This window comes from Haemophilus haemolyticus (genome assembly GCF_003493605.1).
Taxonomy (GTDB): Bacteria; Pseudomonadota; Gammaproteobacteria; order Enterobacterales; family Pasteurellaceae; genus Haemophilus; species Haemophilus haemolyticus_J.
The window spans coordinates 127,012-150,864 of record NZ_QQKA01000002.1 but is presented as its reverse complement, the minus strand read 5'-3'; the positions used below and the strand labels follow the sequence as shown (position 1 = coordinate 150,864).

Below are 23,853 nucleotides of genomic sequence, written 5' to 3'. Positions count from 1 at the left end.
CGAAAAGTGCGGTGAATTTTCACCGCACTTTTTTTGCTAGATATTTAGCGTTTAATTCACGACTTCAGCAGTATATTTCAGCTTGTGAATCGCATCGAATAATTGTTGGTTTGTGACTTTTGGATCTTCCACAACCGTCACTAACCCATTTTTAATAGATGCTTTTGTTGAAATCACGCCATCAATATTTCGTAACTCTTTATTCACTAAATAAGCGCAAAGTTGGCAATTCATTTCTTTTACTTTTAGCACAATTTGTTTGGTTTCATTCGCATGAGCGAAAGAAATGGCAAACAACGAAAGCAAAAGTGCGGTACATAATTTCTTCATTTTTATTCCTAATTAGCTAATTCTAAAATCCAAGGTAAAATTGTTGGATAGGTTAAGAAAAAAATCATCACGATAAATACAATCCAATATAAAACGATGAGTTTTTTACGGGAAATATATTTGCTACAAATAATTTTTTTGGAAAATATCAACAGCCAAAATCCATAGGCGAAGGCGCATAATGAAACGATAAGCATAGGAATACGCAAATAATCATATTCGCCCAAGCCAATCAACCATGTGGATGACACGCCAAATACTAAATAGATTAAAGGCGCAATACAGCACAACGTTGATGCCACCGCGGCACTAAGTGCGGTGGCTATAGCAACCCAAAAGGATTTATTAGAGTTTTTTAGAGATGTAGTCATATTTAAATTCTTTTGGATCAAAGGAATTTAACGGATCGCCACCCACTTCAGCATACGGATAGCCGAAGTTATTGATTGGAGCAAGTTCTGGTTGTGGATATAAATCGAAATCACGGGCATGATTAAATCCCACCCAGTTTGCTTCCCAGTTACCAAACAAATATTTTGCTACGGCCTGTGTATCTTTATCTTCAACAGATTTTTTCTCAGCTAAACGCATTTTGGCAACGTCTGCGGAATCAACTGGTACCCAACCAAACCCTGCAAGGTAGAATTCAGCGCGGCAGTGCTGACCGCCACTAACGTTTGCGATGCCTTGTTCATTCGCACTACCGAAAGCACCTTTGGAATATTTACCCATTTTCTCTGCCGCACCTAAGCGAATACCAAAAATTTCACGGGCTGGGATGCCTGCCGCACGAGCAAGTGCCACAAATACAGAATTAATATCGGTACATTTACCTTTTAATACGCCAGTGGTAAGAATTTTTTCTACATCGCCGTCGCCACAACCTAATACAGAATTATCACGTTCCATATTTTTTACGATCCACTGGTGAATAAGTTCAGCTTTCTTAAATGGATTAGTTTCTTTACCTACGATTTTGTCAGCAAATTCTTTCACTATGCCATCAGTTTTAATATGTGGAGTAGCTTTTAAGTACTCTTGTACATCCACAGAATACTGAATATCTTTTGGCGGAGTATAATTTTCTAAAGCACCTTTCACCATTGGCTCACGGTCTTTTGTTTCAATGACCATCGTGACTGTTAAATCACGCTTTTGTGCATCTTTATCCCAAGTGGCAAATAAGGTTTTCGCACCGTATTTATTGTTTTCTGTTACATAGGCATTCATGTAATTACCTTCAAAGTGAATCGATTTCACTTGTTGGTATTCCCCATTAAATGGCAATGGAACCCATAAATTGGTTTGTCCTTGCGAGCCTTTTGGCACAACTAAATCGTAGGTTTGCGTGAATTCGTAAAGATGGGTGTCTGTATTGTAGTTTGGAATATTGGTGTTTGCATGAGCTAACGAGCCACACGCAGAAAGCACCGCAACTGCGATAAGTTTCTTCATGAAGAAATCCTCTAGTTAATAATAGTTAAACTTAACATATTAGATAAACTAATACGCCACTATGCTAACGGATTTTTAAATCAATAGTCAATTTGTTATTCCAAAATTTATTAAAACACCAACCTACTAAAATACCCTATAAATAATATACCTATTAATGATTAATTGATTTGGCTCAAGTAAAACTTCTATACAAAGATTATAATTAACTCGTTTTAGTTATTACTCGATCTTACTGTGGGGGACGATATTATGAGTAACTTTAATCAAATAAGTCGCCGAGATTTTGTTAAGGCGTCATCTGCGGGAGCTGCACTGGCAGTTTCAAATCTTACTTTACCTTTCAATGTAATGGCTAAAGAGACACAATACCTCAATGAAAATAGTCAGGAACGTATTGTTTGGAGTGCTTGTACAGTAAACTGTGGTAGCCGTTGTCCATTACGAATGCACGTAAAAGATAACCGAATCACTTATGTGGAAACCGATAATACGGGGACAGAAACATATAATCTTGATCATCAGGTTCGTGCTTGTCTACGTGGACGTTCTATGCGTCGTCGAGTGTATAACCCAGACCGTTTAAAATATCCAATGAAACGTATAGGTAAACGCGGAGAAGGCAAATTCAAACGAATCAGTTGGGATGAGGCTTTAACTGAAATTGCAGACGCATTGAAACGCAATATCGAAAAATATGGTAATGAATCAATTTATTTAAACTATGGTACGGGTACGTTAGGTGGAACAATGGCGAAATCTTGGCCACCTGCATCCACTATGATAGCTCGTTTTATGAATTGTATTGGTGGATATTTAAACCATTATGGTGATTACAGCACCGCACAAATTGCAGTCGGTTTAGATTATACCTATGGTGGTGGTTGGGCATTGGGAAATGGAATGGCTGATATTGAAAACACCAAATTAATAGTGTTATTCGGTAATAATCCTGCAGAAACTCGTATGAGTGGAGGTGGTTTAACTTATTGTATTGAACAAGCCAAAGCTCGTTCTAATGCCAAAATGATTATTATCGATCCTCGTTATAATGATACTGGTGCAGGGCGTGAAGATGAGTGGATTCCAATTCGTCCAGGTACTGATGCAGCCCTTGTTGCTGCCCTTGCTTATGTAATGATTCAAGAAAACCTTGTTGATCAAGCTTTCCTAGATAAATATTGTGTTGGTTATGATGAAAAAACATTACCTGCGGATGCCCCTAAAAATGGTCATTATAAAGCCTATATTTTAGGTTATAGTGATGATGGTATCGCTAAAACCCCTGAATGGGCTGCTAAAATCACGGGTATTCCAGCGGAGAGAATTATTAAACTCGCACGTGAAATTGGTAGTACAAAACCTGCCTTTATTTCCCAAGGTTGGGGGCCTCAACGTCGTAGTAATGGAGAATTAATCTCTCGTGCCATTGCGATGTTGCCAATCTTAACAGGTAATGTTGGAATTCACGGTGGTAACACTGGTGCACGTGAAAGTGCGTACAGCATTCCATTTGTGCGGATGCCAACGCTGAAAAATCCTGTGAAAGCAAGCATTCCAATGTTTTTATGGACAGATGCAATTATTCGTGGCACAGAAATGACCGCACTTACAGATGGTATTCGCGGTGTTGATAAATTATCGTCCCCAATTAAAGTAATTTGGAATTACGCAAGTAACTGTTTGATTAATCAACACGCACAAATCAATCGTACTCACGATATTTTACAAGATGATACGCAATGTGAAATGATCATTACTATTGATAATCATATGACATCTACTGCCAAATACAGTGATATTTTATTACCAGATTGTACAGCTTCAGAACAAATGGATTTCGCTTTAGATGCCTTTGTATCCAATATGGCATATGTCATTTTTGCAGATCAAGTGATCAAACCATCTTTTGAATGCAGACCTATTTACGATATGTTGAGTGATTTAGCTGAGAAAATGGGCGTAAAAGAAAAATTTACTGAAGGAAGAACACAAGAAGAATGGTTACGCCATATTTATGAGCAATCTCGAGAAAAATTACCTGAATTACCTACTTTTGAAGAATTTAGACAACAAGGTATTTTTAAAAAAGTTGATCCTAATGGCTTTAAAGTTGCATACAAAGATTTTCGTGATAATCCAGAAGCCCATCCACTTAAAACGCCATCTGGCAAAATTGAAATTTATTCTTCTCGTCTAGCTGAAATAGCAAAAGCTTGGAAATTAGCAGAAGATGAAGTAATTCATCCCTTACCTATTCACGCCCAAAGTTTTGAGCATTACGGTGATCCATTAATGGAAAAATATCCGTTACAACTAAGTGGTTTTCACTATAAAGCGAGAACCCATTCAACTTATGGCAATGTGGATGTATTAAAAGCAGCTAATCCACAAGAAGTTTGGATGAATCCTCTTGATGCAGAACCTCGTAATATTAAAAATGGCGATATGATTCGTATCTTTAATGATCGAGGCGAAGTACGGATTAATGTAAAAATTACACCCCGTATTATTCCGGGGGTTGTGGCATTAAGCGAGGGGGCTTGGTATGCACCAGATAAAGATCGTATCGATCATTCAGGTTGCATTAATGTACTTACAACACAACGCCCATCACCGCTTGCGAAAGGTAATCCGCAACATTCTAATTTAGTTCAAGTGGAACGTTTGTAGGGGGATAATTATGGAACAATATGGTTTTTATTTTGATTCTGAACGCTGCACAGGCTGTAAAACTTGTGAATTAGCCTGTAAGGATTACAAAGATCTTGGCACAGAAGTCAATTTTCGTCGTATTTATGAATATACAGGTGGTCAGTGGAATCAACAAGCAGATGGATGCTGGCATCAAAATATATTTGCTTATTATATGTCTATTTCTTGTAATCATTGTGTAGATCCTGCTTGTACAAAAGTTTGCCCAACTGGTGCAATGCACAAAAATGCAGATGGTTTCGTGATCGTCAATGAAGAAATTTGTATCGGTTGTCGTTATTGTCATATGGCGTGTCCTTATGATGCCCCACAATATGATGCACAAAAAGGTCATATGACAAAATGTGATGGATGTTATTCTCGCGTAAAATTAGGTCAAAAACCGATTTGTGTTGATGCCTGCCCACTACGAGCATTGGATTTCGCTCCTATTGATGAACTTCGAACAAAATATGGCACACAAGCCTCCATCGCACCACTACCACCAGCTGATATCACTCAACCAAATTTAGTGGTAAAACCCAATAAACACGCTCGTTTAAGTGGCGATACAAGTGGGTTCTTAGGAAACCCAAGAGAGGTGTAAGATGAATACAGGATTATATGAACTGCCATTAGTATTTTTTACAGTTTTGGCACAAAGTGCGGTCGGTGCTTGGCTTGTTTTTACTTTTGTGCTACTTGGCGAAAAAAATGAGAAAAGCTGCGCTTACATCCACAAAGCCATGTTTGTGGTGTTAGCGTGTTTAGGTTTAGGTTTTATCGCCTCAATTATGCACCTTGGTACGCCGGCTCGTGCGTTTAATTCATTAAATCGTGTAGGCGAATCCATGATGAGTAACGAAATTGCCGTAGGTGCCATTTTCTTTGCGCTTGCCGGTTTCTATTGGCTGATTGCTATCACAGGGAAAATGCCGTCGGCGCTTGGTAATTTATGGCGAATTTTAACCGCACTTGTGGGCGTGGTATTTATGTATGTGATGAATCAGGTTTATCATATCGCTAGCGTACCAACATGGAACACTCCATTAACATCTTGGGCGTTCTATCTCACTGTTGCATTAGGCGGTTTGGCGTTATCTTATGCATTATTAATACCGAACAAACAACGCGATTATCAACTTAATCTCGTGCCAAGCATCTTTGCCCTTGCTGTATTATTCGCAGCCGTGGTTGCGGTATATCAAGGCTTTAGCTTGCAAGGCATTCATAGTTCCATCCAAAATGCCGCCGCACTTGTGCCAGGTTACGCTATGATGACAGCTGTTCGTCTATGCTTATTAGCCATTGCTGCCTTCCTTTTATTCCGTGCGAAAAATGCAGGATTATTAGCTTGCGCAGTCATTTTAACCTTAGCCGCAGAAGGCATTGGTCGTGTGTTGTTTTATGGATTACATATGACTTATGGAATGGCCATTGCAGGGTAAATTATATGTATGGGCGTATGCGATACGCCCATACGCTGCAACCAATCCACTAAATTAATGAATACCAAAGTGCGGTCATTTTTTTCGGAGATTTTATGCAAAACACCTTTCAACATATTTCCCTTTACGGGCGCTTGCTCGGCGCGGCTTTTTATTATGAACCGAGCGATTCACGTCTTGCTGGTATTTTAGATTTTTTTCGGCAATCCACTTGGGCGCAAGAATGGGAAATTGAATGGGATGAAAAAACTCGTGAAAAAACAACCGCACTTATTGCGCAAGGCTTAAATCAAGATCTGAACGATCAATACCAACGCCTATTTATCGGCCCAAACGAATTGCCTGCACCGCCTTGGGGTTCTGTTTATTTAGATCCTGAATGTGTGATTTTTGGTAATTCTTTACTGGCATTGCGTGATTTTCTCCGTCATCATCAAATTTCTTTTCAAGCCGAACAAGATGAACCGGAAGATCATATCGGATTAATGCTAATGCTGGCCGCTTATCTTGCCGAAAATCGACCGCACTTAGTGGTAGAATTTCTGCATGAGCACTTCCTTACTTGGGCAAGCCATTTTTTAACGCAGTTAGCGAACGCTGAAAATGCGCCGTTCTATCAAGGGCTTGCCTTACTCACCGCACAAACCTTGCAGCAGTGGCAAGCTGATTTGCATATTGATGTGCCAAACGTTAGATTCTATCGATAATGAAAAACGAAGCCTATTATCAGGCTTATTTAAGCCACCATCACATTTCTCGTAGAGGACTATTGCGTCATGTATTTCTAGCTACAAAATCAACAATAGAAAAAACGCAGTCTCGTCCTCCCTTTTCAGCACGAGAAGATTTATTTTCCGCCGTCTGCAATGGTTGTGGGGAATGCGCTTCAGCTTGCCCTAATGGTTTAATTCAACTAAAACAGCAACAAGCCACCCTTGAAATTGACTACGCACCTTGTGATTTGTGTGGTAAATGCTCAGAAGTTTGTCCGACAAATGCACTACATCCTAATTTTCCAGCAGATACATTACTTCGTCCACAATTTTCCTCAGCCTGTTTAATCCTACAAAATCAAACCTGTCCAGACTGCCAAACCGCTTGCCCACAACAAGCAATCTCCAGCACTTTAGAGATTGATAATGAACGTTGCAATGGGTGCGGAGAATGTAAAATTACCTGTTTTGTCGCAGCCATTACACTTAAATAAAAAAACTTAATTTTCCACCGCACTTTCCTTCTAACATTTGACACCCCTAGCCCTTACACCTATTATTCCTTAGTTATTTATTAAGATTTACGGAACAAAATAATTATGGTGAATAAAACCGCTCAACTTAAACAAGCTCTAGAAAATCGTATTCTCATTTTAGACGGTGCGATGGGGACGATGATCCAAAAATATAAACTGACAGAAGCCGATTTTAGAGGTGAGAAGTTTAAGGAAAGTGCGGTCGATTTACGCGGTAATAATGATTTACTGACATTGACTCAGCCACTGCTAATTTCCGCTATTCATGAGAAATATTTGGCAGCGGGTGCAGATATTATTGAAACCAATACTTTTAGTTCAACTACGATTGCTCAAGCGGATTACGACTTGCAATCTATCGCTTATGAACTCAATTTTGTTGGTGCAAAATTAGCTCGTTTGGCTGCAGATAAATATAGCACGCCAGAAAAACCTCGCTTTGTCGCGGGAGTGTTAGGGCCAACAAACCGTACAGCGTCCATTTCACCCGATGTAAATGATCCTGGTTTCCGTAATGTGACTTTTATGGAGTTGGTGGATGCTTATGCCCAAGCAACAAAAGGCTTAATCGAAGGTGGTGCGGATTTAATTATGATCGAAACCATTTTTGACACACTTAACGCTAAAGCGGCTGTTTTCGCCATTGAAAGTGTATTCGAAGAATTAGGCGTGAAATTGCCAATCATGATTTCCGGCACCATTACCGATGCTTCAGGGCGAACTCTTTCTGGGCAGACCACCGAGGCTTTCTATAACTCCCTGCGTCACGCAAAACCGCTCACTTTCGGTTTGAACTGCGCGTTAGGTCCAAAAGAATTACGCCAATATGTAGAACAGCTTTCAAAAATCAGTGAAACCTATGTTTCTGTGCATCCGAATGCGGGCTTGCCGAATGCTTTTGGTGGTTATGATTTAGGGGCAGAAGAGATGGCCGCACACCTGAAAGAATGGGCAGAAAGTGGTTTTGTGAACATTATCGGCGGTTGTTGCGGCACCACACCGGAACACATTAAAGCCTTTGCTGAAGCAGTAGAAAACATCCCACCACGCAAATTACCACAAATCAAAACCGCGATGCGTTTATCCGGCTTAGAGCCGCTCAATATTGATGATGAAAGCCTATTCGTGAACGTGGGTGAACGTAATAACGTGACAGGTTCGACCAAATTCAAACGTTTAATTAAAGAAGACAAATTTGCCGAAGCCATTGAAATTGCCATCGACCAAGTAGAAAACGGCGCGCAAGTCATTGACGTCAATATGGACGAAGCCTTGCTCGACGGCAAAAAATGCATGACCCGTTTCCTCAACATTATGGCGACGGAACCCGATGCGGCCAAAGTGCCAGTGATGATTGACTCATCTAAATGGGAAGTAATTGAGGCAGGTTTACAATCGATGCAAGGTAAACCGATTGTGAACTCTATTTCCTTAAAAGAAGGCGAGGAAAAATTTATCCATCAGGCTAAATTGGTGCGTAAATACGGCGCGGCAGTTGTGGTCATGGCATTTGATGAAGTAGGGCAAGCTGATACCGAAGAGCGAAAAGTGGAAATTTGTAGCCGAGCTTATGACATTTTAGTGAACCAAGTTGGTTTCCCACCAGAAGATATTATTTTTGACCCGAATATTTTCGCCATTGGTACGGGGATTGAAGAACACAACAACTACGGTGTGGATTTCATCAACGCTACAGGTCGTATTAAACGTAGCCTTCCACACGCAAAAATTTCCGGTGGTGTGTCAAACGTGTCCTTCTCTTTCCGTGGAAATAACGTCATGCGTGAGGCTATTCACGCGGTATTCCTCTATCATGCCATCAAACAAGGCATGGACATGGGGATCGTGAACGCAGGTCAGCTCGCGATTTACGATGATCTGGATCCTGAATTACGCAATGTGATTGAAGACGCCGTCTTAAACCGCACGCCGGATGGCACAGAGCGTTTACTGGATATTGCAGAAAAATATCGCAACCAAGGCAACGATGAAAGTGCGGTGGATTTTGTGGCTGAATGGCGCACTTGGCCGGTGGAAGAACGATTGAAACACGCCCTCGTGAAAGGGATTACTACGCATATTATCGAAGACACCGAAGAAGCCCGCCAAAAATTGCCAACGCCATTAGAGGTGATCGAAGGTCCGCTTATGGCTGGCATGGACGTAGTGGGTGATTTATTCGGCGACGGCAAAATGTTCCTCCCACAAGTGGTTAAATCGGCACGCGTAATGAAACAATCCGTGGCGTACTTAGAGCCGTTTATCAACGCCATCAAACAAAAAGGCTCCAGCAACGGTAAAGTGGTGATCGCCACCGTGAAAGGTGACGTGCACGATATTGGTAAAAACATCGTGAGCGTAGTGTTGCAATGTAATAACTTTGAAGTGATTGATTTAGGTGTGATGGTGCCTGCGGACAAAATCATTCAAACCGCTATTGATGAAAAAGCCGACATTATCGGCTTAAGCGGTTTGATTACGCCATCTTTAGACGAAATGGAATACTTCCTTGGCGAAATGACGCGTTTAGGGTTGAACTTGCCGGTGTTGATCGGCGGTGCAACCACATCTAAAGAACATACTGCGATTAAACTTTATCCAAAATACAAGCAACATGGTGTGTTCTATACCTCTAATGCATCAAGAGCGGTAACGGTTTGCGCAACTTTGATGAACCCGGAAGGCCGTGCGGCATTATGGGAACAATTCAAGAAAGATTACGAAAAAATCCAACAATCTTTTGCCAATCGAAAACCGTTGCGTAAACAGCTCAGCATTGAAGAAGCACGCGCCAACCGTTTCGATGGCTTTAGTGGCGAATGGGTAGATTATGTGCCACCAACACCAAAACAAACGGGCATTGTGGAATTCAAAAACGTACCAATTGCTGAACTTCGCAAATTTATCGACTGGTCGCCATTCTTCCGCATTTGGGGCTTGATGGGTGGTTATCCTGATGCCTTTGATTATCCAGAAGGCGGCGAAGAAGCACGCAGAGTGTGGAACGATGCACAAGTGGTATTGGATGAATTAGAACAAAACCACAAGCTCAACCCAAGCGGCATTTTAGGCATTTTCCCAGCCGAACGTGTGGGCGATGATGTGGTTCTATTCTCTGATGAAGAACGCACACAAACCATTGGCACTGCTTATGGCTTACGCCAACAAACGGAACGTGGTAAAAACAGCAAAAGCCCATTTAACTTTGCCTTAAGCGACTTTATTGCTGATCGCGAAAGCGGTAAAAAAGACTGGTTCGGCATGTTCGCCGTGTGTGCCGGCGTTGAAGAAATGGATTTAGTGGAAGGCTACAAAGCCGCAGGCGATGACTACAACGCCATCTTGCTACAAGCCGTAGGCGACCGTCTCGCCGAAGCCATGGCAGAATACTTGCACTTTGAGTTGCGCACCCGCATTTGGGGCTACACGCAAGAGGAATTCGACAATCAAGGTTTAATCAATGAAAACTATGTCGGCATCCGCCCTGCACCGGGTTATCCAAGCTGCCCAGAGCATACCGAAAAAGCCTTGATTTGGGATTTATTGGAAGTGGAACAGCGCATCGGTATGAAACTCACCGAAAGCTACGCCATGTGGCCGGCAGCTTCCGTCTGCGGTTGGTACTTCACCCACCCTGCAAGTAACTATTTCACACTTGGTCGCATTGATGAAGACCAAGCTCAAGATTATGCCAAACGTAAAGGTTGGGATGAAAGAGAGATGATGAAATGGTTGGGTGTGGCGATGAAGTAACACGTATAAGATTCTTATTACAACAATCTAATTGCATAATTTTTTATGCATAAATGAGATAGGAGAAATAAATGTTTACCCATACAAATGAGAGTAGAGAATCTTGGATAAAAGAAGTTTCTCTAGAGTCTTCCTTAGTTGAAGGGGTCAAGAATAGTGATATTCTATTTTTACCTATTAAAAAATATAAAGATATAAATTATATTTTTTTTACAACTGCTGAAGATTTTTTTAAATATGTAAAAAAACAAAATAAAGTATCTGTAGATATTTGTATAAATAATGGCGATTATAATCGGGTTTCATTAAACTCTAGAGAATTTAGATTAGGTACTATTTTAGTTAAAGAGTTTGTATTACCAGTTCTAGTTGGACTCGTAATTAACTATTTTTCAGATAATCTGAAGACTTCTGTAGATGATGAAGTTTCTATATCTATAATAGTTGAAAAAGAAAATGGCAACTATCAACTAGATTACAAAGGAAACATTGATAATTTCATTAAATTAAAAGATCAGTTTAACTTAAAAAAAGAAGATGTGAAAAATGATGGAGATCATAAAGCAACTAACCAAATTTAAAAATAGAAAATATAACAAAAAAATAGAGATAAATATAATTAATGACATTAACAATAAAATAAAAGCAAATAAAAACAATGAACATCTAACAAATGAAATGTGGGAAATAAAGACTATCTTTCTAGCTCAAAACTTCTATTTAATATTTATAGAATCATTATATAAAAAACAATACTATTATGCTTGGTGTACTTTAGAAAAATGCGAACTAAAGATTAATGAGTTAGACCGACATGCTAGTGAAAAGATAAAGGATAACTATTATTTCCATTTTTTAAAATTTCAGGTAAAAAGATGGCAGGCTATATATCCGTATAAACTCTTTACAAGCCCCGAATTTATACATAAAAAAGTTAGATGTAGTATTTGCAATGAAATAATTTCTCCAAGAGGAAATTGCAAACATATTATTGGAGAATTATACTCCGGAGAAATATGCTACTGTACTGTTGAAGAGCTTGAGCTTATTGGCATCGCTATTGTTAAAAATCCGGTAATGAAAAGCAATGTCATAGATCCTGAAGGAAAAAATAAGAATTTTTCAGGGCTAAATATGATACTAAATACATTAAATACACCATTTCAATATTGGGATATAAATTACACAAAAGAATTTATTCCAAAGAAATTCATTACTGAATCTCCTGACAGTCTTTGTCCTTGTGGTTCTGGACTATCATATCTAATGTGTTGTCAGAGAAAAAATGGTTGCTTAATTCCTCATATGCAAATAATTCCATACAATCAAGATATAAAAAATAAATTGGATACCCACTTAAGTATTGGATTAAAAATATCTAATTATCTTTATCAGAAAAAATACTCATAATTTAAAAAGATGGCGCACGCTTCCCAGCGTGTGCCTAATTTCACTAAAAAACACTTTAAAAACTGATCGCACTTTAATTTCCAAGGCACGCGTTAGGAAACGCGCACTGTCATAAACGTTAAACACAAAAAAGTGCGGTGAAAATTTTCAGCGTTTTTAGATTTACTGCAGCAACCAATCCACCACATAAATCACTTCAATCCCATCAATCTCTGTTTGTTCGTAATATTTCCCCGTAATTAAGATCTTTTTATAATTATCTTTAATATGCAAAAGATTATCGGTTTCGTGAGTATTTTCAGGGATTTCAAAGGCAACTTGTACATATAAAATCTCATCGGCTTTTCGAGCGATAAAATCAATTTCTTTGCTGTCGAGTTTGCCCACATCTACAGTATAACCTCGTCTTAGCAATTCAATAAAAACGATATTTTCTAAGCGATTGGCATAATTCGCACCTTTTTTGCCGATGGCATGTCGTCTTAAACCGTTATCCACAATAAAATATTTCGCATTGGTTTTTAAATAGCCTTTTCCACGAATATCATATTGTTTTGCTTTATAAAAAAGAAACGCATTTTCTAACAGATCAAGATATTTGCTGATCGTGTGGTTTGAGGTTGGAACTCGTTCGGACGTGAGCGTGTTGCTAATTTTGCTTGGATTCACCAACTGTCCTACGTTATCCGCTAAAAAGAGAATTACGCTTTTAAGAATATGCGTGTCTTTCACGCCAGCTCTATGAGCAATGTCATTCAGCACAATGGAATCAAAAATGCCTGATAAAATCGTTTCTTTTAAAGGTTCACCAGCAATGGCAACACTGGGGAAACCACCGTATTTTTCGTATTCCGAATAGAGTTTATCCACCAATCTTGACTGACTATCCACATTTTTGGAACGTAAAAATTCTTTAAAAGAAAGCGGGTAAATTTTGATTTCCACATATCGACCGCTTAACAGCGTCGCAAGCTCGCCGGAAAGCAAGTTGGCATTGGAACCTGTAATCACAATGTCGGTGTTAAAACTTACGCGAAGCGCATTGACGATTTTTTGCCAACCTTCTACAAACTGAATTTCATCAATCAGAAAGTAGATTTTCTCTTGAGAAGACGGCATTTTTTCTTGAATAAGCTGTTGAAAATCCTGGGCGTCTTTCACCCATTGATATTCAAAAGATTCAAAATTGAGATAAAGAATATTTTCGGAAGCAATGCCTTGTTGTTGAAGGTAATCACGGTATTGCATGAGTAGCACTGATTTACCGGAACGACGAACACCAGAGATCACTTTGATAAAATCGGTATCTTTAAATTGAATCAGTTGCTGTAAATAATTTTCACGAGAGATCATAGTTTTACTCATTGGAAGTTAATTTCATATTTTTAAAAAGTGTACAAAAATTGGAAGTCAATTTCCATATTTTATTTTTTTGCGTGTATTTGGAATTACATTTCCAGTTTTTATTGCGGTTTTTTAGTCTCATTCCCATCCCTTGCACAATCCCCAATTTCCGTTATCATACGCGTTTTCTTATTTCTCGGAATTTTGTATTTATGAATAAATTAAAGATGGTATTGTTTGTGGGGGCTCTTGTGAGTTTATTTGCTTGTACTACAACACATCAGCCGAAGAAGACGGTTAAATCTCGATTTTTAAAGAATAATATTAGCCAAGCTGAGTTAAATAATTCTATTAATTACAAGCCATATCATTATCGTTGTAATAATAAAGAAACTGGTGGGATTTCTCATTTGACGACTTATTTCCCTCTGTCGCGTGAAAGCCGTATGAAAGATAACTTCGGGTTTTATTTCCAGTTAGATAATGGCAAGTCCGTGCCTTTTGATCATTCATACACGCTGACACTGAATGCGCGCGGTACAAAATTTGAAGTGGTTTATCGTTCGTATGATCCGATTCAAGGAAGTTATGTGGATTTAATCGCGCGATCTCAAAGTTCAATTTACTACAAGAATCAACAAGGCAAGCAAGTTCCTTGGTTGATTTGTAAGGGCGGTTGATTTTTCTCAAAAATAACTTTTACTTTCAGCAAAATGAGAAATTGGAATTAGGTTTCCAATTTCTCTATCCCATAAATCTCTCTTCTTTCGGCATCAAATTTCACGCTTATATCAAAGGCTTGAGCAAGATTCTCTGAATTTAGCACCGCTTGTGTTTTGCCAGTCGCAATGATTTTGCCTTTGTCGAGCAAAATCACTTCATCACAGTATTTATACGCAAGGGATAAATGATGGATCGCTACAACGCAAGTACGCTGTGGTGTCAGCGATTTTAATTGTTCCATCATGTCTATTTGGTAATAGGGATCGAGTGGTGCGATAGGTTCATCAGCAAGCAATAGTGGCGCATTTTTGATGCAACAACGAGCGAGTTGCACTCGTGCTTTTTCTCCGCCGGACAGTTTCTGAAAGGATTTATTAAGCAAATGTTCTATCGAAAATTTTTGTGAAACCTCCGTGATTTTTGACCTCTCTTTTACTGAGGATAATGGTGAATTTAAGCCGAGAGCAATGACATCATAAACCGATAAATCCCAATGGATATTGGTATCTTGCGCCAGATAAGCGAGTTGCAGGCTTTTTTCAGCTGTACTCATTTTGCTTAATGGGCTGTTTCCAAAATAAATTTCACCCTTTGCAATAGGTAAAATTCCTGCAATCGTTTTGAGCAAAGTCGATTTGCCCGCACCGTTTGCGCCCATAATGCCGATAAGTTTTCCTTTAGGAAGCGTGCAGCTGATGTTGTTTAAGCCATAAGGCTGAGAAAGGTTTTCGATTCTAATCATTATCTTGCCAACTTGCGTTGCTCCGTAATTAAAATCCAAATTAAGCAAGGTGCGCCAATGATTGCGATGAGCGTGCCAATATAAATATGTGAGAAGATTGGAATATATTGCACGCAAAGATCCGCAATAAGTAGCAATAATGCGCCAAGTAATGCACTGGTGATGTAAAGTTGCGAAGGGCGTTTTTTTAGCAATAGGCGAGCAAAGTGTGGTGCGATTAAGCCAACAAAACCGATAGTGCCTGTTTGCGGAATCGTTGCACCAACTAATAATGCCACGCCAAAGGTCGTGATGAAAAAGCTACGTTTAGGATTCACGCCCATTGTGCTCGCGGTTTCTTCACCGAAGGTGAGCAAGTCAATATAGCGGCGTTCACGATATAAACAGAATAATCCCAATAATACGATTGGAAATGAAATGAGTAGCGTATCAAGTTTTGCCCACACAAGAGATCCTTGTAGCCAGCGGTAGAGTTCAGCTAATGCCCACGGGCTTTCTGCGTTAGAAAGTAGCAATGCGACGGCAGCCGAGAGCAACATATTGACGGCTAAACCACTTAAAATCATCGCTGTTGTACCGTGGTTTTTAGCGATTAAATAAACCAATAAAAAACTAGATAACGCACCAGCCACGCCGCCAATAAGCAACAGACTTAACGGCACGGAAAAATAATAGAGCAAAAAGACACTGGTGGTGGTTGCACCGGCACTACTGCCCAATAACCCCGGGCTTGCTAGTGGATTTTGAAATATCCCCTGCATTGCATTGCCCGCTAAAGCAAGGCTTGCGCCAGTTAAAATGGCCAATCCGATGCGCGGCAGGCGAATATCAAGCAATACAAGCGAGCGCATATCCGTGAGCACACCATCGGCATTTTTGAGATGGGCAAAATCGCCGAGTTGATGATAAATCGCAAACCCGATAATCAATAGTAGCGCTAAGAAAAGTGCGGTATTTAATTTTAGTGTTTTGGTCAATGAATAATTTCCTATGTAATCCAAATATCATTTTAATTGTTGATAAATCTTCTCCGCCCCTTGCCACACGCCGTGATCAAAGCAATAAGTATATTTCATTGGAATGCGAAAGTGCGGTCGATTTTTAAAAAGATTTTGCAAAAGCGGATGTTTAAGCAATTCCGCTTGTTCGTTATAACTTTGTTGGTCACTGATTTCAATCAACACATTTGGTTCAGCTCGTAACACTTTTTCAAGAGAAAAATTTTGTGCCGTAAGTAGTGTTTTTAGCGGGGTTAATCCTAGCAAGTTAAGTAAAGTGGGATACTGTGGCGTATAAGTTTCTACAATGCCTGTATCTGAAAGTATTAATGTATCAGTGAGTGATAGATTGAGGCGAGAATTTTGTAATTTAAGTTTATCGATTAAAGATTTCGCATGCATTTCGTTACCCGTGAGTTTGCCCAAGTGCAATATTAGCCCAAATAATTCTTCTGCCGTTTGTGGTGTGTCATTAATTGGCTCAATTTTTGCCCCAAGTTTTTTTAAATCTGCTACAAGTTGTGGATAAAAGGTTTCATTGATAAGAAACGTTTTATTGAGATAGGGCAATAATGCGGTGAGTTGTGGCTCAAGGGTTGGTTTATCCACATTGAGTTTATCCAACATCATCAAGGGATTTTTAGAATAAGGAGACTGTGCGGCAATTTGCTCAGGACGCGCAATTTCTGACAAAAGACGATCACTACAAAGCGTGAGTGAGACAAATTGCTCCGACGCATGCGAAGCCAGAGGTAAGAAAAGTGCAGTTAAAATTAAACGAGTTTTTTGCATATAGATAATAATACGCTACGCCGTTAATAATGTAAAAAGGCGTGCTAAGCACGCCCTTATATGTGGATAATAATTAGAACGATCCTTTTAACCCAACGTAAACGTTGCGACCGTCTTGGCCGTATCTTGTGATACTTTCGTATTTTTTATCAAATATATTGTTTAGATTAAGATAAATATTAACATTGTTAGTCAATTGATAGTTCGCTCCGATATTCACTAACGTATAGGATGGCAGTTTTATTCCTTTATATTGAGTATAGCTTGGTGCTGGACCATAGTAATCATCAGTCCGTTTCCCAACATAACTGATATTTGCATTTGTACCTAGTTTTTCGGTAACTTGGTATGCTAAACCTACGTTAACAGTGTGTTTTGGGCGGCGGATCAATTCAATACCTTTACTATCTTTAGTCTGAGTATAAGTGTAATTAGCATAAGCATTTAAATCTTTGGTTAATTTTCCTGTGTAAACTAATTCAATACCTTTTACTTTAGTCTTTCCTTCAAGATTGATAACACCTGTCCAAGTTTGGTTGTTTGCGATAAAGTTTTTTACATTACGAGTAAAGTAAGTTACATCAAGGCTGTGATTTTTATTTGTAGTTTCCATTAATAGTCCAAGCTCACCACCTAAACTTTTTGATGGTTTCAAATTTGGATTGGCAGGATATGTTCCCGAATAACCGTAATATTCAACTAAACTTGGATTTTGAATTGATGATCCAAAAGTTGCATGGGTACGGAAATTTGGAGATAAGCGATAAGCACCTGCAATACGTCCCGTAAATGCATTTTCAAATTGTGAATTTTCAGTAAAGCGACCACTTACAGAGATATTGTGATCTTCTTCTGTAAATAGGCGATATTCGGTTGCAATACTTTTTTCTGTTAGTTTTTTCTCATCTCTCGGCGTAAATGTTGTGGAATCATAAGTTGCTCGTTGGTATTCTGCCAGAATACTTACACCTTGTTTGATATTACTTTCACGATCGAAATTAATATCTAATTGGTAGTTTGCACTCTGTTTTTTAGCATCATACGCAGAGTATGGATTTGAGTATGGGTACAAATCAAACGTATCATTATCTGTTTTGATATGGCTAATACTTATTTTATGTTTGAACAGTTCTTCATCATTTCCGACATAGCTACTTAATTTTAATAGTGTTTCTCGTGTGTGAGCTCGATCATCATATGCTGTTTCTTGCTCAAATTGACGAGAGTCATTGTCATAATGCACCGTTTTTGAAGAATGGGATGTTAAAAATTCTACACCTCTGTTGCTGTCATCGTATCCTAAACGTAGAGATACATTATCGCGATGAAATTTATCTTTTTCAGTATGTCCACCTGTTGCAAATGAGGTTCTTGTTGGTGATGTGTAATAAAACTTATTTGAGCTTAATGCAGAAATACCACTTGTACGATGACTATCCCCGTGAAGAGCATAATAGAAGCCGTTATTATAGCCTGAAACAGTTACAGAACCATCACGCGTACGATTTGAACCAGTTCCAAAATCAAAATCTACATTAAATGGTTTATCTTTGTATAAACCACTTTTGGTTGTGATATAGATTACCCCACCCATTGCATCGCTTCCCCAAAGAGCAGATTGTTCCCCACGCAATACTTCAATACGTTCAATATTGCTAAGTGTTAAACCACCAAAATCATAACCCAAGTTATTAGCTGGTTTCATTTTTACACCATCAATAATAACTGCTGTTTGGTTTGAATTTGCGCCACGCAAGAAAAGACTGGTTAACGCACCACGCCCCCCATTAGCTCCCATCGCCACACCTGGCACAGTCTTCAACACATCACTCACATAAGTCGCATTACGTTCTGCAAAATCTTTTTCTGTTAATACGGTGACTGATGATGCAGTTTGATCTTGGTTTACAGGCGTTGCGTAAGCTGAATACACATTGATTGGTTCAAGCTCAGTTTTGGTTTCAGCTTGTACAAAAGCTGACGCACTCAATAAAAGTGCGGTAGTAATTAAGTTGGTTTTCATTATGTTGGTTCCTCTTTTTAAAAAGTGCGCTATTTTGGCACAATAGAAATTCATTTCCTAGTTGAGAATTTTCATTTCCTTTACAAATTCTGTTCATTTTGTAAAAAAATTCGTTTTTTGACCGCACTTTTTCGCCTTTATCCGCCTTGCGCTTTCAAGTATAATGCGGACATTTTTAATCACATTAGATCAAAGATTATGAGCACAAAATTTAACGTAAAAACATTCCAAGGTATGATTTTAGCCCTGCAAGAATATTGGGCAAACCAAGGCTGCACCATTGTGCAACCTTTTGATATGGAAGTGGGCGCAGGTACCTCTCACCCAATGACTGCATTACGTGCCTTAGGCCCAGAGCCGATGGCATTTGCTTATGTGCAACCTTCACGTCGTCCGACGGACGGTCGCTACGGCGAAAACCCAAACCGTTTACAACACTACTACCAATTCCAAGTAGTGATCAAACCTTCTCCAGATAATATTCAAGAACTTTATTTAGGCTCGCTTGAAATGCTCGGTTTCGACCCGACCAAAAACGATATTCGTTTTGTGGAAGATAACTGGGAAAACCCAACCTTAGGTGCATGGGGCTTGGGCTGGGAAGTATGGCTAAACGGTATGGAAGTGACCCAATTTACCTATTTCCAACAAGTGGGCGGCTTAGAATGTAAACCAGTAACTGGCGAGGTAACTTACGGTTTAGAGCGTTTAGCCATGTACATTCAAGGCGTAGATTCTGTATATGACTTAGTTTGGTCTGACGGCCCATTAGGCAAAACTACTTACGGTGATGTGTTCCATCAAAACGAAGTTGAGCAATCAACCTATAACTTTGAACACGCAAACACAGATTTCTTATTCTACTGCTTCGATCAATACGAAAAAGAAGCACAAGAGTTATTAGCCTTAGAAAAACCATTACCATTGCCGGCTTACGAGCGTATCTTGAAAGCAGCACACAGCTTCAACTTGTTAGATGCGCGTAAAGCAATTTCGGTCACCGAACGTCAACGCTATATTTTACGCATTCGTGCCTTAACCAAAGGTGTGGCGGAAGCCTATTATGCAAGCCGTGAAGCCTTAGGTTTCCCTGGTTGTAAAAAATAACGCTTGAAGGTAATTCAAAAAAGTGCGGTGAAATTTGACCGCACTCTAGGAGAGCAAAATGAGCAAACCCATTCTTTATTATGCGACAGATTGCCCGGATACAGCGCCATTTGTGGCAGAGTTAAAACGCTTGGGCGTGGATTATGAGTCAGTGGAAGTACTATCTTCCATCCCGAATTTGAAACAATGGTTACGCTTGCGTGATCGTCACGCCGCATTTGATGATGCAAAAGCACAAGGCTATGCGGGCTTTCCAGCATTATTGTTAGATGATGATCGTGTTATTTTAGATGAATCCAAATTAAAAGAGATTTTCTAAAATGATGAAAAAAGCGTTAGCTTTTGCAACTTCAGCGATGATTTTGACCGCTTGTAGCAATGCTCAACCACAAGCTGAAATGCCAACTGTGGGCGGTCAAACCGATGCTCATAGTTGCTTACCAAGTGCGGGGCAGTCTTATTCTTATTTGAGAAAAGCCTGTGTACAAGTGTTTGATGTAGCGGATATTAAGCTAGATGACCCAGCCAATAAAACCCAAGCGGTTTACGGCATTCTTTCGGAAGATAAACAACAGGTTGAAGTGTTTGCGTCTGATTTGCCAGAAAATACGGTTCTAGATGTGGTAAAAGACGGCTATATCTCAAAAGATGGTAAAGTGAGTTTAATGAAAACCAAGACAAGTTGGAAGATTCGTAAGTAATGAAGAAGGTCAGTTTTTTGCAATTTTTATTTAAAATTGGCGATGACTATTTAATGTTTTTGCGAAATTTAACACCCGCTGTGTTGTTTTTATCACTGGCATTATTTATGTTTTCTGAGATGGATTGGGTACATTGGGGGTGGAGTGATGTACCAGTGCTGTTTTTATGCCTCGCTTCTGGATTTATTGCACTCAGCGTCATGGCAATCAATACTGTCGCTTTTGTACGCAAGATGCTGAAAACCTTAAGAGCATTAAGCGGAGAGAGTGAACTTGATGAAAATATTGGTACGCTCGCATTATTTAAAATGCTCTGGGTGGAGAGCAACAGTAAACAACTAATCTTTTTTGCGGTAGTCAATATTGTTGCAGTATTTATGGTGTTAGTTTACGGCACCAAATATGCCTTGAATTTTTATAGCTCAATTTCAACATTAAATGATTAGGTCTCGAATATGAAAAAAATAACCCTAAAATTCACCGCACTTTTGCTTGGCTCAGCTTTAGCAAGTAGTGCGTTTGCAACAGAAAATGGTCAAACTTCCTCAAGTTCTGATTATGAATTAGAGAAAGTATTGATTTTCAGCCGACACGGATTGCGTTCACCCGTGGAAAAAGATCCGCAAGAAATGGCGAAATATTCCCCTTATGAATGGGCAAAATGGAATGTACCATCTGGCTATCTCACTGCAAAAGGGACGGTGCTAGAAACCTATTTCGGACAGTATTTAGGTCAATGGCTTGCAGATAAAGGGTTACTAACAACAGAACGTTGTGCATCGGGCGAAGGCATTTTCGCTTATGCGAATGGTGTGCAACGCACCATTGCAACAGGGCAAGCGATTGTTTCTGGTGCATTTGCGGGCTGTAATGTTCAATTGCAACATCACGGTAAAATTGGTTCAGAAAAAGATCCGATTTTTAACACGCAGGCGCATAATCCAAGTAAAGCCTTGATTGAATCTGCAAAAAATAACGTTGATTTAACCGCTTTACAGCAAAAACTTGCACCAAATTATGCGTTATTAAGTGAAATCATCGATTATAAAAATTCACCAAACTGCTTGCAAAAAGGCGAGTGCGATTTAGGTGGAAAACTCGGTGAATACAGTATTAAAGACGGCAAGTCGGTCAAAATTACTGGCTCTATTAGTACAGGAAAGAAAATTGTCAGTGCATTATTGCTTGCGCATTATGTGGGTAAGCCTGATTCAGAAATCGCAAACGGCCGCGTGGATAGCCAAGAAAAATGGCGTGCGATTAACGAAATTAAAAACGAATATTACCGCACGTTATTTAAAAACAACGAAGCGTTGGCACAAAATGCCTCATATCCGTTGTTAGCATTTATTCAGCAACAGCTAAATAGTGAAAACAAAATTAACTTATTGGTTGGACACGATTCTAATATCGTCGCTCTGCTTGCAGCACTAGGTGTAGAGCCTTACGAATTGAATGATTCATTGGAAAATATTCCAATCGGTGGCAAGTTGCTATTTGAAGTGTGGAAGCACAAACCAAGTGGCAAGCTCAAATTTAAGTTGGATTATGTGTATCAAACCACTGAACAGCTGATTAACATCACACCACTAAGTTTAGCGACACCACCAAACCAAACAGCATTAACCCTCAAAGGCTGTGAAAAAGATGAGCATGGCTTTTGTGATTACGAGCGTTTTCAACAGGTGTTGAGTGAGGGTATTGAAAACGGCAAGAAGTAGCTTTCATGCAACCCTATGAAAAATACTTAAAAGAGAATTCGCAGAAACTGCGAGCGGATCAAACGGATGCGGAAAGAAAACTATGGCAATGCCTCAATCGAGATCAATTATTAGGATTTCGATTTAATCGACAAAAGCCACTTTTAAGTTATATCGTTGATTTTTATTGTGCAAAGGCAAAGCTGATTATTGAATTAGACGGTAGCCAGCATTATGAACCTGATTATCAGGAAAAAGACGCATTGCGAGATGCAGAATTAAATTCACTTGGTTTTACAGTGATGCGATTTAGCAATGATGAAGTCATACGTGAAATTGAAGCGGTAGTCGAGCAGATTTATTTGTTTTTGGAGAATGTGAGGGCTGATTGAGTATGAGGTTGGATTAACTTGTGCCAAATCTCCCCTAACCCCTCTTTGCTAAAGAGGGGGGAAGTTCTTGAGTAAATTGACAGTAGCGGGCTATTTATACTTTAGCATATGGGGGATTATTGAGCATTAGGTTGGGTTAAACTCTGCCACAAACGTAAGGGTTTGAATGTTGCTTTAGCAACGGTACGAAGTGCGAGCGAAGCGAGTAAATCTCCCCTACCCCTCTTTGCTAAAGAGGGGGATTTCTTGAGTAAATTGATAGTAACTGACTCATTTACATTTTAATTTCAATAGAGATTAAATTATCTGCTTTCAAAAAACGTTAAAGTAGAACATAAATATTTAATTCTCCAAAGATCCAATCCCCTCTTTAGCAAAGAGGGGTAGGGGAGATTTGGCAGAAGTGATAACGAAGAAAATAATCAAATAGGACATGAATTTCTTAATTTACATGCGCTATAAGAGATAACGGAAAATATAATGAAGCAACATACTTATCAAACTACGGTAGAGTGGGTTGGAAATTTAGGAGCTGGTACTTCATCTTATATCGCATACGAACGGGATTTTATTGCTTCGGCATTGAATAAACCTAATATTTTAGGTTCTGCTGATCCTGCTTTTCGTGGCGATAAAACTCGTTGGAATCCTGAAGATATGCTACTGGCATCTATTTCTGCCTGTCATAAATTATGGTATTTACATTTTTGTGCAGTTAATAACATTATTGTGCAAGAATACCGTGATGAAGCAATAGCGATTATGGATGAAGGCAGTTCTGAGCATGCAGGACGCTTTATTTCGGCAACATTAAAACCTCGTGTGAGAATTTCAAGCGAGTCGGATGCCGTTAAGGCATTGGCATTACATGAAAATGCGCATCACGCGTGTTTTATTGCAAATTCACTTAATTTTCCGGTGAAATGTGAAGCTATTATTGAAAAAGATTAAATTAAAATAAAATGGTGCCAAGGCGCACCTTACCAGAGAAA

General features: G+C 39.3%; 24 protein-coding genes. 16 read left to right on the top strand and 8 right to left on the bottom strand.

All coding sequences use genetic code 11. The features are described 5' to 3' along the window. Positions 1–51 precede the first annotated feature (51 nt). The 3 genes from DV424_RS02335 to DV424_RS02325 are packed head-to-tail and all read right to left on the bottom strand — an operon-like array spanning position 52 to position 1,785. Positions 52–330 carry a heavy-metal-associated domain-containing protein gene (locus DV424_RS02335; RefSeq protein ID WP_118858938.1) on the bottom strand — a complete coding sequence of 93 codons (279 nt, stop codon included), beginning with the start codon at positions 328–330 and terminating at the stop codon, positions 52–54. An 8-nt stretch (positions 331–338) separates the two neighbouring features. Further along, positions 339–701, bottom strand: coding sequence for a hypothetical protein (locus tag DV424_RS02330; RefSeq protein WP_192880627.1), 363 nt, complete (start codon positions 699–701; stop codon positions 339–341). After that, a complete protein-coding gene (locus tag DV424_RS02325; protein ID WP_105899076.1) occupies positions 676–1,785 on the bottom strand; it encodes a transglutaminase-like domain-containing protein in 1,110 nt (369 codons plus the stop codon). The genes DV424_RS02330 and DV424_RS02325 overlap by 26 nt, the downstream gene beginning before the upstream one ends. A gap of 252 nt (positions 1,786–2,037) precedes the next feature. Between DV424_RS02325 and DV424_RS02320 the strand changes: the two genes are divergently transcribed. The 8 genes from DV424_RS02320 (at position 2,038) to DV424_RS02285 (ending at position 12,339) form a co-directional block, all read left to right on the top strand. Beyond that, positions 2,038–4,458, top strand: coding sequence for a DMSO/selenate family reductase complex A subunit (locus DV424_RS02320; RefSeq protein WP_118858937.1), 2,421 nt, complete (start codon positions 2,038–2,040; stop codon positions 4,456–4,458). A 10-nt stretch (positions 4,459–4,468) separates the two neighbouring features. Continuing rightward, complete coding sequence (locus DV424_RS02315; protein WP_118858936.1) at positions 4,469–5,086, top strand: DMSO/selenate family reductase complex B subunit; 618 nt, start codon at positions 4,469–4,471, stop codon at positions 5,084–5,086. A 1-nt stretch (position 5,087) separates the two neighbouring features. Next, complete coding sequence (locus DV424_RS02310; protein WP_118858935.1) at positions 5,088–5,927, top strand: dimethyl sulfoxide reductase anchor subunit family protein; 840 nt, start codon at positions 5,088–5,090, stop codon at positions 5,925–5,927. Between the two features lie 95 nt (positions 5,928–6,022). Then, positions 6,023–6,634, top strand: a complete 612-nt coding sequence (gene dmsD, locus DV424_RS02305; RefSeq protein ID WP_118858934.1) for a Tat proofreading chaperone DmsD — start codon at positions 6,023–6,025, stop codon at positions 6,632–6,634. Then, the gene (gene napF, locus DV424_RS02300; RefSeq protein WP_118858933.1) at positions 6,634–7,134 is read left to right on the top strand and encodes a ferredoxin-type protein NapF; all 501 of its coding nucleotides are present in this window, start codon (positions 6,634–6,636) and stop codon (positions 7,132–7,134) included. Before dmsD ends, napF begins: the two co-directional genes overlap by 1 nt. Positions 7,135–7,239: 105 nt before the next feature. After that, positions 7,240–10,929 (top strand): methionine synthase, encoded by a 3,690-nt coding sequence (gene metH, locus DV424_RS02295; RefSeq protein WP_192880626.1) that lies wholly within the window; start codon positions 7,240–7,242, stop codon positions 10,927–10,929. Between the two features lie 71 nt (positions 10,930–11,000). After that, positions 11,001–11,510, top strand: coding sequence for a hypothetical protein (locus tag DV424_RS02290; RefSeq protein WP_118858931.1), 510 nt, complete (start codon positions 11,001–11,003; stop codon positions 11,508–11,510). Continuing rightward, on the top strand, positions 11,476–12,339 hold the full coding sequence (locus tag DV424_RS02285) for a hypothetical protein (RefSeq protein ID WP_118858930.1): 864 nt from the start codon (positions 11,476–11,478) through the stop codon (positions 12,337–12,339). Before DV424_RS02290 ends, DV424_RS02285 begins: the two co-directional genes overlap by 35 nt. Before the next feature lie 162 nt (positions 12,340–12,501). On the opposite strand, the gene DV424_RS02280 is transcribed toward DV424_RS02285, so the two are convergent. Beyond that, positions 12,502–13,704, bottom strand: coding sequence for an ATP-binding protein (locus DV424_RS02280; protein ID WP_118858929.1), 1,203 nt, complete (start codon positions 13,702–13,704; stop codon positions 12,502–12,504). A 191-nt stretch (positions 13,705–13,895) separates the two neighbouring features. Between DV424_RS02280 and DV424_RS02275 the strand changes: the two genes are divergently transcribed. Further along, entirely contained in the window at positions 13,896–14,363 is a 468-nt protein-coding gene (locus tag DV424_RS02275; protein ID WP_118858928.1) for a hypothetical protein, read from the top strand. 47 nt (positions 14,364–14,410) lie between these two features. Here DV424_RS02275 and DV424_RS02270 read toward each other — a convergent pair whose 3' ends face one another. The 4 genes from DV424_RS02270 to DV424_RS02255 form a co-directional block, all read right to left on the bottom strand. Continuing rightward, positions 14,411–15,148: an ABC transporter ATP-binding protein gene (locus tag DV424_RS02270; protein WP_118858927.1), complete on the bottom strand. Its 738-nt coding sequence runs from the start codon at positions 15,146–15,148 to the stop codon at positions 14,411–14,413. Beyond that, the gene (locus DV424_RS02265; protein ID WP_118858926.1) at positions 15,148–16,125 is read right to left on the bottom strand and encodes a FecCD family ABC transporter permease; all 978 of its coding nucleotides are present in this window, start codon (positions 16,123–16,125) and stop codon (positions 15,148–15,150) included. Before DV424_RS02265 ends, DV424_RS02270 begins: the two co-directional genes overlap by 1 nt. A 27-nt stretch (positions 16,126–16,152) precedes the next feature. Further along, positions 16,153–16,938 (bottom strand): substrate-binding domain-containing protein, encoded by a 786-nt coding sequence (locus DV424_RS02260; protein ID WP_118858925.1) that lies wholly within the window; start codon positions 16,936–16,938, stop codon positions 16,153–16,155. 73 nt (positions 16,939–17,011) lie between these two features. After that, the gene (locus DV424_RS02255) at positions 17,012–18,961 is read right to left on the bottom strand and encodes a TonB-dependent receptor plug domain-containing protein (RefSeq protein WP_118858924.1); all 1,950 of its coding nucleotides are present in this window, start codon (positions 18,959–18,961) and stop codon (positions 17,012–17,014) included. Positions 18,962–19,159: 198 nt separating this feature from the next. Between DV424_RS02255 and glyQ the strand changes: the two genes are divergently transcribed. The 7 genes from glyQ (at position 19,160) to DV424_RS02220 (ending at position 23,812) form a co-directional block, all read left to right on the top strand. Continuing rightward, a complete protein-coding gene (gene glyQ / locus DV424_RS02250; RefSeq protein ID WP_005628151.1) occupies positions 19,160–20,068 on the top strand; it encodes a glycine--tRNA ligase subunit alpha in 909 nt (302 codons plus the stop codon). Between the two features lie 58 nt (positions 20,069–20,126). After that, positions 20,127–20,387 carry a hypothetical protein gene (locus DV424_RS02245; protein WP_118858923.1) on the top strand — a complete coding sequence of 87 codons (261 nt, stop codon included), beginning with the start codon at positions 20,127–20,129 and terminating at the stop codon, positions 20,385–20,387. Between the two features lies 1 nt (position 20,388). Further along, positions 20,389–20,769 carry a hypothetical protein gene (locus DV424_RS02240; RefSeq protein WP_118858922.1) on the top strand — a complete coding sequence of 127 codons (381 nt, stop codon included), beginning with the start codon at positions 20,389–20,391 and terminating at the stop codon, positions 20,767–20,769. Further along, on the top strand, positions 20,769–21,215 hold the full coding sequence (locus tag DV424_RS02235; protein ID WP_118858921.1) for a hypothetical protein: 447 nt from the start codon (positions 20,769–20,771) through the stop codon (positions 21,213–21,215). The genes DV424_RS02240 and DV424_RS02235 overlap by 1 nt, the downstream gene beginning before the upstream one ends. Positions 21,216–21,224: 9 nt before the next feature. After that, positions 21,225–22,490 carry a histidine-type phosphatase gene (locus tag DV424_RS02230; protein ID WP_118858920.1) on the top strand — a complete coding sequence of 422 codons (1,266 nt, stop codon included), beginning with the start codon at positions 21,225–21,227 and terminating at the stop codon, positions 22,488–22,490. A gap of 5 nt (positions 22,491–22,495) precedes the next feature. Then, positions 22,496–22,861, top strand: coding sequence for an endonuclease domain-containing protein (locus DV424_RS02225; protein WP_118858919.1), 366 nt, complete (start codon positions 22,496–22,498; stop codon positions 22,859–22,861). A gap of 480 nt (positions 22,862–23,341) precedes the next feature. Continuing rightward, positions 23,342–23,812 (top strand): OsmC family protein, encoded by a 471-nt coding sequence (locus DV424_RS02220; RefSeq protein ID WP_005628144.1) that lies wholly within the window; start codon positions 23,342–23,344, stop codon positions 23,810–23,812. Positions 23,813–23,853: the final 41 nt, after the last annotated feature.